Here is a 15,178-nt window from a genome sequence, read left to right as displayed (position 1 = left end):
GCGGCAGCCGAAGGTTGAGCTTTCTGTCCTAAGGGTTTGGAATCGGAGCGTTGCTGCCGGCCACCGGCGCGGGCGGCGCCGTCTCGGTCGGGCCCGCATAGGCGCCATAGGCCCCGCGCTTGAGGTCGGCGGTCAGGGTGATCGGCGCCGAACCGCCGTTCAGCCGGGCGCGATAGACCTGCATGCCCTCCATCACCCGCATGACGTAGTTGCGGGTCTCGGTGAACGGGATGCACTCGATGAAGTCGATCGGGTCGGTGGTCGCCCCGCGGGGGTCGCCGCAGAAGGTCACCCACTGGGGCGGCCGGCCGGGACCGGCGTTGTAGGCGGCGATCGCCATCGGATACGAGCCGGAGAAGTTGCTGACCTGGCGGCCAAGGAAGGCCTGGCCGATCTGCATGTTGTAGTCCGGCTGATAGAGCATCGAGGCGTCGAAGCTCACCCCGATCTGACGGGCGGTGGAGGCGGCGGTGGCGGGCAGCAGCTGCATCATCCCGCGTGCGTCGGCGCCGGACCGGACCATGGGGTCGAAGCCGCTTTCCTGCCGGGTGATGCCGAGGGTCAGCGGCAGCTCCGGCGCGCCGGGCGCCGACGGCGGCGTGCGGACCGGATAGCCGCGCTCTGTCAGGATGAAGCCGCGCTGGGCCGCCGTACGCACCACGCGCATGGAGGTGTCCTGGTCGGTGGTCGAGCGCGCGAAGTCGACCAGCAGGGCCTGTTCCTCGACCGTCGGCAGGATGTCGTCGAGGGCCAGGATGAAGGTCTTTAGCAGATCGCGTTCGCCCGCTTCGCTCAGCATCCGGGCGGCCCGCACGGTTTCGCGGCCCTCGAAGCGGGCGTGGTCGGTGGCGGTGAGCTTCGGATCCGAAGCCAGGACCAGGCGCTGGCCGAGCTTCTCGGCGGCGAGCTGGCCGTAGAAGGTCGTGTAATACTGCGCTCCGGCCCCGTAATAGCCACGGGCGGACGTGTCGTCGCCGCGCGCCTCGGCCGAACGGCCCAGCCAGTAGAAGGCGCGGCCGCGGGTGATCGGCGATTGCCCGATCCGTTCGAGGTTGGCGAAGTGGACCTGGGCCTGGGCAGGGTTCTTCAGGCGGGTGAGGGCGATCCAGCCGGCGTAGAACTCGGCGTCGGCCGCCGGTCCGCCGGAGGTCAGTCCGCTGTTGGCCGCCGCCGCATAGGCGCCGGCCGCGTCGCCGTTGCGCAGGGCGTACAGGATCAGCCGGTAACGCTCGGCCCAGATGCGGCTCGCCATGTCCCCGTGCGCCAGGTCGGTCGGGAAGTAGCGCAGATTGCCGATCGCCAGGGTCTCAAGGTTGCGCTGGCGATAGTAGCTGGCCCGCTCGAAGGCGACGCCGGGGCTGTTGACGAGGTTCGCCGGCAAGGCGGCGGCCATCTCGTTCGCGGTGGCCAGGCCCGAGCGGTAGGCCATGCGGACCTGGGCCGCCTGAAGCTGGTCGGGCGGCAGCAGGGGCAGGATGTCGCGCGCGGCCGGGCCTTGCGGGCCATAGAGCAGGATGTCGGCCCGGCGGACGTGGTCTTCCGGCGTCAGCAGCGCGCCGAAGCGCGCCAGCATGGCCTGCTGCTGCGGCTGTTCGAACAGCCGGTCGCGCCAGAACCCGCGAATGAGGTTGGCGGCTTTCTTCTGGTCGCCTGTGGCCTGATAGGCGCTGGCCAGGGCCATGCCGCCCTCGGCGGTCTGCGGCTCGGCGCCGTCGAACCAGGCGATGATCTCCTTGGGCGACTTGCCGGAGGTCTCGATCAGCTTCTCGGCCGCCTGTTGCCGCCGGGCCGGGCGCGGCCAGCCTTTCAGGTCGCGACGGGCCTGGTCGAGTTCGTAGAACGACATGGCGTCGGGCGCGGTGTCGATCAGCGCCCAGGTGGCCAGCTTCTTGGCGGTCGGATCGGTCAGGGCGGCGATGGCGCTGCGCGCGGTCATGGCGTCGCGGCGCTTGGCCGCGGCGAGCGCTGAACGCAGGGTGGCCGAGTCGGTCATGGACAGGCGCGCATAGGCGCCCGTCGGCGGCGTCTGGTTCAGCTCGATGGGCCGCGGGCCCTGGGCGAACGGCGTGTAGGGCCCCGGCGCGGGGGCGCCTTGTGTCGGCGCCTGCTGGGCGTTGGCCACCGTCGCGAGAAGAAGGACGGAGGCGGTGCTCAGAAACGCTTTGCGGGCCTTGCGAGCCAAGGTGGGGAACTCCATCGCGGAAAAGGGAACTAGATATGTTGCGGCGCAGGGGTGCGCCGCCATATTGTCCGGCCAAATCTTTAGGCCGCAACAACTGGCCTTCTCTTCACGGCTTTTTGCAGACCATGTCAGAAGTTTTGTTCAAGGGCGTCATGCCCGCGTTGGTGACTCCGTTCCGCGACGGCGCCGTGGACGAGAAAGCGTTCGTCGCGCTCGCCGAGCGCCAGATCGCCGGCGGCGTGCACGGCATCGTGCCGGTGGGCACGACCGGGGAAACTGCGACCCTTTCCCACGACGAGCACCGGCGCGTGGTCGAGCTGGCGGTGAAGACGGCCGCCGGCCGGGTCCCGGTGGTCGCCGGCGCCGGCTCCAACTCCACCGAGGAGGCCATCGAGCTGGTGGCGCACGCCAAGGCCGTCGGCGCGGACGCGGCGCTCGTGGTCACGCCCTACTACAATCGCCCCAGCCAGGAGGGCCTCTACGCCCACTATGCGGCGATCAACGAGGCGGTGCAGCTTCCGGTGCTGGTCTACAACGTGCCCTCGCGCACCTCGGTGGACATCTCGAACGACACCCTGGCGCGGTTGGCCAAGCTGCCGAACATCGTCGGCGTCAAGGACGCCACCGGCGACATGACCCGTGCGACCGCCCAGCGCCTGCTGTGCGGCGAGGATTGGGTGATGCTGTCGGGCGACGATCCGACCGCGCTCGGCCACATGGCCCATGGCGGCCACGGTTGCATCTCGGTGACCGCCAACGTGGCGCCGGACCTCTGCGCGACCTTCTTCAACGCCGCCATGGCGCATGACTGGAAGACGGCGCTCTACTGGCAGGACCGCCTGTTCCGCCTGCACAAGTCGCTGTTCACCGACGCCTCGCCGTCGCCGACCAAGTTCGCCCTGGCGCATCTGGGCCTGTGCCTGGAGGACGCGCGCCTGCCGATCACGCCGGCGTCGGAAGCCAGCCGCGCCGAGGTCCTGGCTGCGATGAGGGAAGCCGGCGTCGTCTGATGGCGGGCAAGGTCATCGCAGAGAACCGGCGCGCCCGGTACGACTATTTCCTCGAGGAACCCTTCGAGGCCGGCATCGTGCTGACCGGCTCGGAGGTGAAGTCGCTGCGCACCGGCCGCGCCAACATCGCCGAATCCTACGTCTCCGTCGAAGGGGACGAGGTGATGCTGATCAACGCCGACATCCCGCCCTTCGCCCAGGCCAACCGCTTCAATCATGAGCCCCGGCGGCACCGGAAGCTGCTGCTGCATCGCAAGCAGCTCGATCGGCTGATCGGGGCCGTGCAGCGGGAAGGCCGGACCATCATTCCGACCAAGCTCTATTGGAACGACAAGGGCCTGGCGAAGCTCGAAATCTCGATGGCCAAGGGCAAGAAGCTGCACGACAAGCGCGAGGCGACCGCCGAGCGCGACTGGCAGCGCGACAAGGCCCGGCTGCTGCGCGACCGCGGCTGATGGACGTCGAGGCGATCGAGCGGGCGACGGTCGCGGCCGTCGCGCCACGCGAAGTCCTGGAGATCGGCGGCTGGCTGGTCGCGCTCGATCCCGGAACCATCCATCGGGCTCGCAGCGCGGTTCCGCTGAGCCATGACCTCGCCCCCGACGCCGCGGTGCTCGACGCCATCGAGGCGGCCTATGTCGAGCGCGGCCTTGCGCCAGCCTTCCGGATCGGCGACCCGCCCGGCCTGCAGGGCCTCCGAGACGAACTGACCCGCCGCGGCTACCGCCCCGAACAGCCGACCCTCGTGAAGATCGGGACCGCGACCGGCATGATCGCCGCGGCGCGCGGCGAGCCGGCCGACGTCTGCGGCGCGCCCGTGGGCGCCTGGGCCTCCGTTTTCACCAGCGAGGGCTTCGATCCGGCCGATGGGGCCAACCGGGTGGCCGCGCTGAGTCGCTCGCCGGACGCCGTCTATGGCGGGATCGGGGAGGGGGAGCGGATGCTGGCGGTCGGCGTCGCCGCCTTCGGCTACGGCTGGGCCAGCGTGCATGGCATGCGCACCGACCTGGCTCGCCGCGGCGAAGGCCTGGCCGGCCGCGTCCTGGCGGGCCTGGCCCGGTCCGCCCAGGCCCGGCGCATCGAGCAGGTCTTCCTGCAGGTCGAAGAGGGCAACGAGGTCGCGCGCAGCCTCTATCGCCGCGCCGGCTTCCAGAAGGCCTGGCGCTACTTCTACTGGAGCTAGGCGTCCAGCAGCGCCCGGGCGCGGCGGAAGACCGCCTCGAACATCTCGGCGGTCAGGCGGCCGGTGTTCGTGTTGAGCCGCGAGCAATGATAGCTGTTGAGGATCACGTAAGGCCCTGCGTGGAACTCGGTCCCGTGGCCTGGCAGGCCGGCCGAGGCCTTCAGCCCCAGCGCCTTCAGCACGTTCCTGCGCGAAACGTCGCCTAGGGTGACGATGACCTTCAGATTCGGCAGGTCCTCCAGCCGCTTCGTCAGGAACTGGCGGCAGGTGTTTTCCTCGCTGGTCTCGGGCTTGTTGCCGGGCGGAGCACAGCGCACAGCGTTGGTGATCATGCAGTCGGTCAGCTCGAGCCCGTCGTCGGTGCGCGCATCGAACCGGTCGTTGGCGAATCCCGTCTTGGCCAGGGTGTCGTAGAGCATCCAGCCGGCATGGTCGCCGGTGAACGGCCGGCCCGTGCGGTTGGCGCCGGTGCGGCCCGGCGCCAGGCCCGCCACCAGCAGCCGCGCCGCCGGATCGCCGAACGACGGGGCCGGGCCGTTCCACCAGTCAGGATGCTGGGCCGCGTTCGCCTGGCGATAGGCCACCAGCCGCGGGCAGAGCGGGCAATCGCGGGGCGGCTCGGCGCCCCAAAGCTCAACGGACATCAGATATCGGCGTCGACGTCGTGGCCGTGCTCGTCGCGGGCGGCGCGGCTTTCCTGAATGAACCTGGGCAGGCGCGAGGGCCGGCCGATGATCTCGGCCAGATCCGCCAGGTCCACGAAGTTGTCCGCCTGCCGCCGCAGGTCGTCCGAAGCCATGGGCGGCTGCGACTTCACCGTCGAGACGACGGTCACCCGCGAGCCGCGCCGCTGCACGGCCTCGACCAGCACGCGGAAGTCCCCGTCGCCGGAGAACAGCACCAGATGGTCGGCGTGCTCGGCCATCTCCATCATGTCGACGGCGATCTCGACATCCATGTCGCCGCGCCAGCGCTTGCGGCCCTGCGCGTCGGTGTACTCGCGCGCCGGCTTGGTCACGAGCCGGAAGCCGTTGTAGTCGAGCCAGTCGACCAGCGGCCGGATGGGCGAATATTCCTGATCCTCGACCAGCGCAGTATAGTAATAGGCCCGCACCAGAACCCCGCGCTTGCGGAATTCCTCGAGCAACTTGCGATAGTCGATGTCGAAGCCTAGCCCCTTGGCGGCGGAATACAGGTTCGCTCCATCAATGAAGAGCGCCAGCCTGTCCGTGGGGTAGAAAGTCATGATTGCGAATATTCCTGCGAAAATGTCTCTGGGCTTAAAAAATCCGGACGATGCGGCTGTTGTCGCCTTGGGCAGCAATATGCCTGGCGACTATGGTTCGTCCGAAACCCTTCTCGAGGTAGCGCTTACTCGTTTCGCGGCGGCGGGATTGCCCATCCTGCGTCGGTCCTCCTGGTGGCGCTCCGCCGCGTGGCCGGACCCGAATAGTCATGAGTATCGTAATGGAGTCGTGCTTGTCGAGGCTCGCCAGCCCCCTGAGACGCTAATCAGGACACTGTTCATGCTGGAAGACGAATTCGGGCGCACGCGGCTCGCGCGAAATGCGTCCCGGACGCTCGATCTCGACCTGATCGCCTATGGGCGAATCGTTTCCGACGACCCGTCCCTGACCCTGCCGCACCCCCGCGCGCACGAGCGCCTGTTCGTGATGGGACCGTTGGCCGAGATCGCGCCCGAATGGCGCCATCCGGTGCTGGGCAAGACCGCGGCGGAACTGGCCCGCGAGGCTCCCGTGGGGCGCGACGCCCGCCCGGCCTGACGGCGGGCGTTCGCTGCGCCGGTGAGCCGCGTTGACGCAGCCGCCCAGGGGGTATACCCGCCGGCCCCTTCTGGAACGCGGGAGCCCCGAAGCTTGGGTTATCGCCTCATCATCTTCGACTTCGACGGCACCTTGGCCGACAGCGCCGCCTGGTTCGCGGTCGCCCTTAACGGGATGGCCCGGCGTTACGGCTTCCGGGAAATCGACGTCGCCGAAATGGCCCGGCTGCGAAGCCAGCCCAACCGCGAGATCATGCGCCGCCTGCGCGTCAGCCCGTGGAAGCTGCCCTTCATCGCCGCCCATGCGCGCAAGCTGGCGGCGGAGGCCGCATCCTCGATCAACCTGTTTCCAGGCGTGGCCGAGATGCTGCGGCGGCTGCAGGGCAGGGGCGTGAAGCTGGCCATCGTCAGCTCCAACTCCGAAGCGACGGTCCGCAAGGTGCTCGGCCCGGACCTGGCCGGCCTGGTCAGCCATTACGGCTGCGGCGCCTCGGTGTTCGGCAAGGCCCGCAAGTTCCGCGACGTCATCCGCAAGGCCGGCGTGGCCGAGGCCGACGTGCTGAGCGTGGGCGACGAGGTTCGCGACATCGAGGCTGCGCGCAAGGTGCGCCTGGCGACCGGGGCGGTGACCTGGGGATACGCCAATGCGGACATCCTGCGGGCCCAGCGGCCCAGCGCGCTGTTCGAAACCACCGACGACGTGCTGCGCGAAGCTGGTCTCTGCGGCATCTGAACCGGGGTCATCGCCGGTTGCGGCGTTGCACAATCGCGCCGAACCCTATATTTTATCGAGTTCTACCGCCCTTCTGAGGATTACATGGCCCGCGTCACCGTCGAAGATTGCGTCGAGAAGGTCCCCAACCGCTTCAGCCTCGTGCTGCTGGCGGCTCATCGCGCCCGTGGCATTTCCGCCGGCGCCCAGCTGATGGTCGACCGGGACAACGACAAGAACCCGGTGGTCGCCCTGCGTGAAATCGCCGATGACGTGGTGGACGCCGACGACCTGCGCGAAAACCTGATCGGCACGCTGCAGCGCGTCGACGAGCGTTCGGAAGCCGAGGAAGAGGCTGAAACCCTCGCCCTGCTGGCCGATCCGACCCACATGCAGATGAGCGAGCTGGAACTGGTCCGCGCCCTGCAAAGCGACCGCGACGGCGGCCAGGAGGAGCGGTACTGAGCCCGGACGGCGCAGACCCTCTCACTGTCGCGGCGGCGGCCGAAACCTCCGCTGATAGAAACGATGCGCCGGTCGCCAAGTCGCGGCCGAAGATGCTTCGCCAGTATGAGCTGATCGAAAAGGTCCGTTCCTACGATCCGACCGCCGACGAGGCGGTGCTGAACCGCGCCTATGTCTACGCCATGCGCATGCATGGGTCGCAGAAGCGCGCGTCCGGCGACCCCTATTTCGCCCATCCCATCGAGGTGGCGGGTATCCTGACCGACTATCGGCTGGACACCGCCACCATCGTCACGGCCCTGCTGCACGACGTGATCGAGGACACCTCGGCCACGCCCGAGGATATCCGCGGCCTGTTCGGGCCCGAGATCACCGAACTGGTCGAGGGCGTCACCAAGCTCACCAAGCTGGAGCTCAACAGCGAGCACACCAAGCAGGCCGAGAACCTCCGCAAGTTCATCCTGGCGATCTCCAAGGATGTGCGGGTGCTGATGGTGAAGCTGGCCGACCGCCTGCACAACATGCGGACGCTCCACTACATCAAAAGCCCCGCAAAGCGGGAGCGGATCGCCCGCGAGACCCTGGACATCTATGCGCCACTGGCGCGGTCCATCGGCTGTCACCGCATCTGTTCCGAGCTCGAGGAGCTCGCCTTCGAGCATCTCAACCCCGTGGCCCGCGACGCCATCGGACGTCGGCTGGAAGCGCTGCGCAACGAGCAGGGCCGGGCGGTGTCGGTGGTCTCGGGCGAGATCGCCGCCAAGCTGGAAACCGCGGGGATCGCGGCGCGGGTCTTCGGCCGCGAGAAGCACCCCTATTCGATCTGGCGCAAGCTGCAGCGCAAATCGATTGGGTTTTCTCAGCTTTCCGACATCTACGCCTTCCGGGTGATCGTCGATACCGAGGCCGATTGCTACGCGGCCCTCGGTGTTATCCACCGGGCCTGGCCGAGCGTGCCCGAGCGCTTCAAGGACTTCATCTCCACCCCCAAGCGCAACAACTACCGCTCGCTGCACACGACCGTGGTCGGGCCCAAGGGCATGCGGATCGAGATGCAGATCCGCACCGAGACCATGGACCGGATCGCCGAGGACGGCGTGGCCGCCCACTGGCGCTACAAGAACTCGTCCTACGGCTTCGACGCCGAGGCCCAGGCCGCCGACGGCGGGCGCGATCCGCTGGTGAACCTGCGCCACCTGGTGCAGGTGCTGGAGCACGGCGGCGACGTCGAGGAACTGGTCGAGCACGCCAAGCTCGAAATGTACCTCGACCAGGTCTTCGTCTTCACGCCGAAGGGAAAGCTGGTCAGCCTGCCGCGCGGGGCCATGCCGCTGGACTTCGCCTACGCCGTCCACACCGATGTGGGCGACACCTGCATCGGCGTGAAGATCAACGGCGAACTCAAGCCCTTACGGACGATTCTTCAGAACGGCGACGTGGTCGAGGTGATCCGCGGCGCCCGGCCCGTGGTGCCCGCCGACTGGCGCTCGCTCACCGTGACCGGCCGCGCGCGCTCGGCGATCCGCCGCCATATCCGCCAGACCGAGAAGGAGGAGTTCGTCCGCCTCGGCGCCGCGACCATCGACCAGACCTTCGAACGGGCCGGCAAGTCGCGCAAGGACGTGCTGCTGAAGCCGTCGCTGGAACGCTTCGCGGTGGCCAGCGAGGAAGAGCTCTTCGAGTTGGTCGGCCGCGGCCGCATTTCCCCGACCCAGGTGCTGGACGTGATCTTCCCCGGGCTGAAGGCCTCGGAGCGGGATGCGGCGGCCGCCACCCGGCGGATCGAAGGCGGCAAGGGCGCGAGGCTCTATGTGCGGGGGGGCGGCCTGACGCCGGGGGTTTCGCTGAACTTCGGCCAATGCTGCACGCCGGTGCCGGGCGACCGCATCGTCGGCATCCTGGAGCCGGACGGCACGGGCCTGACCATCCACACCATCGACTGCGCGCGCCTGGCCGAGTTCGAGGATCGCGAAGAGCTCTGGCGCGACCTGCAGTGGACGCAGGAGGCCGAGCGCAACACGGTGACGCTGTCGAAGCTGACCGCCACCATCCGCAACGCGCCCGGCGTGCTGGGCCAGGCCTGCACGGCCATCGGCGAAGCCGGCGGCAATATCGTGAACCTGCGCATGCACCGCCGGCAGTCGGACTTCTTCGATGTGGATTTCGACATCGAGGTGAAGGACGCCCGGCACCTCACCCATATCGCCGCGGCCCTGCGGGCCTATCCCAGTATCGAAACGGTCGATCGGGCGAAGGGATAGGTCCGCGCGGCGCGCAGATTGCCGTCCTCTAGTGGAACGTCTGGGAATGCTCGCCGCCGGGGCGGGAGATTCCGCCCAGGGCCTCGCCGGTGCGGGCGGCCTGGCTGATCGAGGCCAGATCGGCGATCGAGACGATGCCCACCAGGCGCTTGTCGCGGTTCAGCACCGGCAGGCGGCGGACCTGGATGTCGCTCATGTTCTGCAGGACGGCTTCGCTGTCGTCGTCCTCGAAGCAGTACCGAACCTCGCGGCTCATCACGTCCTTGACCTGGGCCTGCGGGCCCTTGCCGGTCGCGACGCCGCGCACGGCGATGTCGCGGTCGGTGATCATTCCGACCAGCCGATCTCCCTCACTGACCGGAAGGATGCCGGCGTCGAGGTCGGCCATCGTCCGCGCCGCGTCCTGCAGGGTTTCGCCGGGATTGGCCATCTTGACGTTTCGGGTCATGCAATCGCTCACCTTCATGGGGCGAACTCCTTGGACGTAGGTGGAAATCCAGGCCCGCCCTTGGCGGGCGGGCCTGATGGCGAAACCTGCGGACGGCCGGGTTGTTCCCGAACGCCTGGAGCCGGAGTGTTCCCGAACGCCTAGTGGCGCAGGCCCCGGTGATGCAGGTCGGCCTCGGCGTCGATTTCGCCGACCCGGACCGAGCGGAAGAGCGGCGCCAACTGCCAGAGGGCCGAAAGGCCGAACAGGCCGTAGGCGATCCGCGCGCCGATCGTTCCGTCGCCGCCGAATGCGTTGGCGATCACGTCAGCTCCATGGCCGCCAAAGGCGACGAACCCCCAGTTGAGGCCGCCGATGACAGCGAGAGCCAAGGTGATGAGATTGAGCCACTTCATTGTCTCCTCCTGGAGAGGAAGCTTCACGACATAACAACCAACGGCGAGCGAACGCTGTTCCGGCATGCGCGATTTTGTGAGGGGCCCCAGATGCAGCGAAGCCCGGGGGTTCGAGACCCACCGGGCTTCCTGTCCGACTATCATTTTCCATTTCTGGACGATTTGCCGGGCGTGGTCTTCGATTTTCATCTCCGACCGAATCATCAACGGGCAGGCCGTCAGCGGAGTTCCGCGGCGACTGAAAAATTTCCGGATGCGGACGGAATGGGGCGGGCGGGACCTCTCGCGACGCCGGGCCGCCTGAGTTCAGGCTCGCGTGCGGTCGTTGCGCAGGCCCAGGCACATATCCATGAACACTGGCTCGATCAGGCGCCGGGCGGGCTCCGGCGTTTTCGCCCGCGCGAAAGCCTTCTTCATGCAAGCCATCCAATCCTCGGCCATGGCGTCGTCGATCGTGAAGGGCGAATGGGCCGAGACGATGCAGGGCCGTCCCGGGTGTCGCTCGGCGTAGACACGTGGGCCGCCCATCCACTGGGCGAGGAAGTCGGCGAGGCGTGCTCGTACGGGGCCGAGGTCCGCCGCGTGAATCGCGCGCAGCTCCACGAACGCCGGGTCCTGCTCCATGGTGTCGTAGAAGGCGGCGACCAGGCGCCGGACGCCTTCCTCCTCGCCGATGAGCACGTAAGGGAACACACGCGGGCGTGCGGCGGCGCGTTGGACATGATCGCTCATGCGACAATTGTGGGCGCGGGCCCGAAAGCCGCGTTGATCTGGATCAAGGGCGCGTCAGGACGCCGCCTGAAAGCCCGTCATCCAGTCCGCGGCGCCGTCGAGAATATCGTTCAGGACTTCGGCGTCCTTGCGGCCTGTGCGGGCAGGGACGTGGAAGGAATGGTCGGCGCTCTCGGCCAGGATCAGGGTCGCGCGCTCGCCGAGGCTCGAGACGACCGGCGCAAGCAGCTCGAGCTGGGCCAGGGTGTCGGCCGTTCCTTGCAGGAAGAGCATGGGGATGGCCACGTCCGCGAGGTGATCGGCCCGCTCGACGCCAGGCTTGCCGGCCGGATGTAGCGGGAAGGCGAAGAACACGAGGCCGCGGACGCCCTCAAGCGGCGCGAGCGCCTGGGCCTGAGACGTCATGCGTCCGCCGAACGAACGGCCGCCGGCAAAAAGCGGCGCCCCGCCGGACCGGCGCGCGGCTTCGGCCGCGGCCGCGCGGACCGCTGCATGGGCGATGCGCGGCGGGTCCGGCCGCTTGCCGCCCTTCTCCATGTACGGGAACTGGAAGCGAAGGGTCGCGACGCCTCGGGCCTCCAGGCCGTCGGCGGTGGCGGCCATGTGCCGGTGCGTCATGCCTGCGCCGGCCCCGTGCGCCAGGCTCAGCACGGCCTTCGGGGCGGCCGGCGCCTGCCAGAGCGCCGAGACGGTTTCGCCATTCGGAAGGTCAAGGGTCAGGGTTTCGCCAGCCATGGCGCCAACATAGCGATCCGGCGCGGGCTTGGCATGGGTCTGGCGCCGAGGGGGCTGCTCGGAGAGGGACCCCAAGCGAAACGAAGCCCAGGAGGGGGATCCTGGGCTTCGCTGTCCGATCGAATTTGCGTTTCGGGATCGGGCTATGTCCATGTTCGCGTGGACAAGTCTTGAACCTCCTTCCGCGCAGGCGGTTCCTTCTGCGGGCGGATTTTTGCCACCTTGCCGGGCAAGCGGCGCCTGACAGGCGGGAAATTCTGGCTTCACATGGGCCCATGCAAAAACCCGTCCTCCTGAGTCTCGCCGCCTTCCTGCTCGCAAGCACCTCGGCCTGGGCGGCGTCGCCGCCGGCCTATGACCTCCTGATCCGCAACGCCGAGATCTACGACGGTTCGGGCGGCGCGCCGTTCAAGGGCGAGGTGGCGATCAAGGAGGACCGGATCGCCTATGTCGGGGCCAAGGCGCCGGAGACCGCGGCGAGCGTGATCGACGCCGGCGGCAAGGCGGTTTCTCCCGGCTTCATCAACATGCTTTCCTGGGCGACCGACAGCCTGATCGCCGACCCGCGCGGCCTCTCCGAACTCAAGCAGGGCGTGACGCTGGAGGTGATGGGCGAGGGCTCGTCCATGGGGCCGTGGTCGCCGGAAATGAAGCGGCTCGAAACCCAGCGGATGGGTGACATCAAGTACGACATCGCCTGGACCACCCTGGACGAATACATGTCCTGGCTGACCCGGCGCGGCGTCGCTCTGAACGTCGCATCCTTCGTCGGCGCGGCGACGGTGCGCGAGAATGTGCTGGGCGAGGGCGACGTCGATCCCACGCCCGAGCAACTCGCGCAGATGCGCAGGTTGGTGGTCGAGGCGATGGAGGACGGCGCGCTCGGCGTCGGCTCCTCGATCATCTATGCCCCGGGCAGCTATGCCGAGACGCCGGAACTCATCGCTTTGGCCACCGAGGCCGGACGCTGCGGCGGCATGTACATCAGCCACATGCGCTCCGAAGCCGATCGCCTGCTGGAGGCGATCGACGAGCTGATCGAAATATCCAAGGCGTCGGGCGCGCCGGCCGAGATCTATCACCTCAAGCAGGCCGGCAAGACCAACTGGGACAAGCTCGACCCGGCCATCGCGCGGATCGAGGCGGCCCGCGCCGCGGGGCATCGGATCACCGCCGACATGTACACCTACACCGCTGGCTCCACCGGCCTGGATGCGGCCATGCCGACCTGGGTGCAGGCGGGCGGCGTCGAGAACTGGATCGCGCGGATGAAGGACCCGACGACCCGCGCCAAGGTCCTGGCCGAGATGCGCCAGGAGAAGCCGGACTTCGAGAACCTCTACCGGCACGCCGGCGCGGAAGGCACGCTGCTGGTCGGGTTCAAGAACCCGGCGCTCAAGCCCCTTACCGGCAAGACCCTGGCGGAGGTCGCCAAGGAGCGCGGCGTCTCGCCCGAGGACGCGGCCATCGACCTCGTGATCGAGGACGGCAGCCGGGTGCAGGTGGTCTATTTCCTGATGTCCGAGGAGAACGTCGCCCGCCAGACGGCGCTGCCCTGGATGAGCTTCGGCTCGGACGCCTCGGCCCAGGCGCCGGAGGGACCGTTCCTCAAGTCCAGCACCCATCCGCGGGCCTACGGCAATTTCGCTCGCCTGCTGGGCAAGTACGTCCGCGACGAGAAGACCACGACCCTGGCCGACGCGGTCCGGCGGCTCTCGGCCTATCCGGCGCAGAACCTTGGCCTGAAGGACCGCGGCCTGTTGAAGGTCGGCTATCACGCCGACGTGGTGGTCTTCGATCCCCAGACGATCGGCGATGTGGGGACCTACGAGAAGCCCGCCCAATTCGCGACCGGCGTGCGTGACGTGATCGTCAACGGCAAGCTGGTCCTCAAGGACGGCGAGCCCACTGGCCAGCTCTCCGGCCAGGTGGTGCGCGGCCGCGGCTGGAAGGGCTGGGCCGACGGCGGCTGCCGCGTGAGCGCCAAGGACTGGAGCTGGGCCTGGTGATGACGCCGGACGAGCGCCGGCGCTTGGGCGAACGGCTGCACGCCTTCGTCACGACGTTCGATCCGCCGCTGAGCGCCGGGGGCCCGACCCTGGCGGTCAAGGACCTGATCGACGTCGCCGGGGTTCCGACCGGCGGCGGGGGCGTGGTTCCCCTCGATCCCGCGCCGGCCTGCCACGCGACGGTCGTCCAGCGCCTGATCGACGCCGGCTATGGCGTGGTGGGCAAGACCCACACGGTCGAGCTGGCCTGCGGCGGCTGGGGAACCAACCGTGTGGTGGGCGCGCCGTGGAACCCCTGGGACCCCTCGGTGCATCGCGCGCCGGGCGGCTCGTCGAGCGGATCGGCCGTGGCGGTCGCCGCCGGGCTCTGCGACGTGGCGCTCGGCACCGACACCGGCGGCTCGGTGCGGATCCCGGCCGCGGCCTGCGGCGTCGTAGGGATCAAGCCGGGCAGGGGCCTCGTCTCGACCCGCGGCGTCCATGACCTGGCGCCCAGCCTCGACACAGTCGGGGTGCTGGCGCGATCGGTGGCGGACGCGGCGCAGGCGCTGGCGGCCATGTCCGGGCCCGATGACGGCTTTTCGGCCCGTCCTGCGTTCGACGCGGCCGCCGCGCTTGCGACGCCGGTCAAGGGCTGGCGCGTGGCCGCGCTTCCGCTGTCGGCGGTCCCGGACATCCACCCGGACGTCGCCGCGCACTACGAGGAGGCCCTGCGCAAGCTTCGGGCTCTGGACGTGGTGGTCGAGGAGGCGCGGTTGCCGCGGCCGTTCTCGGACTATTTCGCGCCCAATGGCTGGCTGATGACCGCCGAGGGCTGGCGGGTGCGCGGGGCGCACGTCGAGGCGCATGGCGAGCGCATGGACCCTTGGATCCGCCGGCGCTTCGAAGCCGGCCGCGAGGTGACCGACGCCCAGCTCGCCCAGGCCCAGGCGCAGCGGGCGGCCCATCAGGCCGAATTCGGCGCCTGGATGGCGTCCTATCACGCCCTGGTCAGCCCGACCTCGCCGATCCCGGCCCCGCCCATCGCCGAGGCCGACGAAACCACCTCGCCGTTTTCGGCCATGACCCGCGCCGGCAACTATCTGGACATATCGGCAGCAAACCTGCCGATTGGGCTCGCAAAAACAGGGATGCCGATAGGCTTCCAGGTCATGGGCGGCGACGCCGACGAGACCTCCGTCGTCGCCCTCGCGGCGGCCCTGGAGAGGGTGTCGGGATGGAATGGGCGCATGCCCGACCTTTCGGGGTTCTCCTGACCGGCAG

The 15,178-nt window shown here is 68.8% G+C and carries 16 protein-coding genes; 9 read left to right on the top strand and 7 right to left on the bottom strand.

Annotation, left to right across the window (positions count from 1 at the left end; all coding sequences use genetic code 11):
* Positions 1 to 28: 28 nt before the first annotated feature.
* Positions 29 to 2,182 (bottom strand): lytic transglycosylase domain-containing protein, encoded by a 2,154-nt coding sequence (locus tag ABID41_RS14115; RefSeq protein WP_331929562.1) that lies wholly within the window; start codon positions 2,180 to 2,182, stop codon positions 29 to 31.
* Between the two features lie 125 nt (positions 2,183 to 2,307).
* Between ABID41_RS14115 and dapA the strand changes: the two genes are divergently transcribed.
* Genes dapA through ABID41_RS14100 form a run of 3 tightly spaced genes read left to right on the top strand, consistent with a single transcriptional unit; the run spans position 2,308 to position 4,375 of the window.
* Complete coding sequence (gene dapA, locus ABID41_RS14110; RefSeq protein ID WP_331929560.1) at positions 2,308 to 3,192, top strand: 4-hydroxy-tetrahydrodipicolinate synthase; 885 nt, start codon at positions 2,308 to 2,310, stop codon at positions 3,190 to 3,192.
* Positions 3,192 to 3,647, top strand: coding sequence for an SsrA-binding protein SmpB (smpB, locus tag ABID41_RS14105; RefSeq protein WP_354297885.1), 456 nt, complete (start codon positions 3,192 to 3,194; stop codon positions 3,645 to 3,647). The genes dapA and smpB overlap by 1 nt, the downstream gene beginning before the upstream one ends.
* A complete protein-coding gene (locus tag ABID41_RS14100) occupies positions 3,647 to 4,375 on the top strand; it encodes a GNAT family N-acetyltransferase (RefSeq protein WP_331929556.1) in 729 nt (242 codons plus the stop codon). Before smpB ends, ABID41_RS14100 begins: the two co-directional genes overlap by 1 nt.
* Here ABID41_RS14100 and ABID41_RS14095 read toward each other — a convergent pair.
* Positions 4,372 to 5,019, bottom strand: a complete 648-nt coding sequence (locus ABID41_RS14095) for a uracil-DNA glycosylase (RefSeq protein WP_354297884.1) — start codon at positions 5,017 to 5,019, stop codon at positions 4,372 to 4,374. The two genes, ABID41_RS14100 and ABID41_RS14095, sit on opposite strands and share 4 nt — an antisense overlap.
* A complete protein-coding gene (locus ABID41_RS14090; RefSeq protein ID WP_331929710.1) occupies positions 5,019 to 5,621 on the bottom strand; it encodes a LabA-like NYN domain-containing protein in 603 nt (200 codons plus the stop codon). Before ABID41_RS14090 ends, ABID41_RS14095 begins: the two co-directional genes overlap by 1 nt.
* On the opposite strand from ABID41_RS14090, the gene folK reads away from it, so the two are divergent.
* From folK to ABID41_RS14070, 4 genes are all read left to right on the top strand, one after another.
* Positions 5,620 to 6,159, top strand: coding sequence for a 2-amino-4-hydroxy-6-hydroxymethyldihydropteridine diphosphokinase (folK, locus tag ABID41_RS14085; RefSeq protein ID WP_331929708.1), 540 nt, complete (start codon positions 5,620 to 5,622; stop codon positions 6,157 to 6,159). The genes ABID41_RS14090 and folK overlap by 2 nt on opposite strands.
* A 93-nt stretch (positions 6,160 to 6,252) precedes the next feature.
* Positions 6,253 to 6,891, top strand: coding sequence for an HAD hydrolase-like protein (locus tag ABID41_RS14080; RefSeq protein WP_331929706.1), 639 nt, complete (start codon positions 6,253 to 6,255; stop codon positions 6,889 to 6,891).
* An 84-nt stretch (positions 6,892 to 6,975) separates the two neighbouring features.
* On the top strand, positions 6,976 to 7,335 hold the full coding sequence (rpoZ, locus tag ABID41_RS14075; protein WP_331929704.1) for a DNA-directed RNA polymerase subunit omega: 360 nt from the start codon (positions 6,976 to 6,978) through the stop codon (positions 7,333 to 7,335).
* Positions 7,336 to 7,427: 92 nt separating this feature from the next.
* Entirely contained in the window at positions 7,428 to 9,596 is a 2,169-nt protein-coding gene (locus ABID41_RS14070; RefSeq protein ID WP_331929702.1) for a RelA/SpoT family protein, read from the top strand.
* 28 nt (positions 9,597 to 9,624) lie between these two features.
* Here the strand turns inward: ABID41_RS14070 and ABID41_RS14065 are convergent, their stop codons facing one another.
* From ABID41_RS14065 to ABID41_RS14050, 4 genes are all read right to left on the bottom strand, one after another.
* Positions 9,625 to 10,044 carry a CBS domain-containing protein gene (locus ABID41_RS14065; RefSeq protein ID WP_354297883.1) on the bottom strand — a complete coding sequence of 140 codons (420 nt, stop codon included), beginning with the start codon at positions 10,042 to 10,044 and terminating at the stop codon, positions 9,625 to 9,627.
* A gap of 140 nt (positions 10,045 to 10,184) precedes the next feature.
* On the bottom strand, positions 10,185 to 10,628 hold the full coding sequence (locus ABID41_RS14060; RefSeq protein WP_331929698.1) for a DUF378 domain-containing protein: 444 nt from the start codon (positions 10,626 to 10,628) through the stop codon (positions 10,185 to 10,187).
* A gap of 117 nt (positions 10,629 to 10,745) precedes the next feature.
* Positions 10,746 to 11,171, bottom strand: coding sequence for a group II truncated hemoglobin (locus tag ABID41_RS14055; protein WP_331929696.1), 426 nt, complete (start codon positions 11,169 to 11,171; stop codon positions 10,746 to 10,748).
* Positions 11,172 to 11,225: 54 nt separating this feature from the next.
* Positions 11,226 to 11,906 (bottom strand): alpha/beta hydrolase family protein, encoded by a 681-nt coding sequence (locus tag ABID41_RS14050; RefSeq protein ID WP_354297882.1) that lies wholly within the window; start codon positions 11,904 to 11,906, stop codon positions 11,226 to 11,228.
* A gap of 275 nt (positions 11,907 to 12,181) precedes the next feature.
* Between ABID41_RS14050 and ABID41_RS14045 the strand changes: the two genes are divergently transcribed.
* Both ABID41_RS14045 and ABID41_RS14040 read left to right on the top strand, forming a co-directional pair.
* Positions 12,182 to 13,915, top strand: a complete 1,734-nt coding sequence (locus ABID41_RS14045; RefSeq protein WP_331930578.1) for an N-acyl-D-amino-acid deacylase family protein — start codon at positions 12,182 to 12,184, stop codon at positions 13,913 to 13,915.
* The gene (locus ABID41_RS14040; protein WP_354298077.1) at positions 13,915 to 15,171 is read left to right on the top strand and encodes an amidase; all 1,257 of its coding nucleotides are present in this window, start codon (positions 13,915 to 13,917) and stop codon (positions 15,169 to 15,171) included. The genes ABID41_RS14045 and ABID41_RS14040 overlap by 1 nt, the downstream gene beginning before the upstream one ends.
* Positions 15,172 to 15,178: the final 7 nt, after the last annotated feature.

This window comes from Phenylobacterium koreense (assembly GCF_040545335.1).
In the GTDB taxonomy this organism is placed as follows: Bacteria; Pseudomonadota; Alphaproteobacteria; order Caulobacterales; family Caulobacteraceae; genus Phenylobacterium; species Phenylobacterium koreense.
Note: the sequence above shows the minus strand (reverse complement) of the source record. Positions and strands in the feature narration are given on the sequence as shown.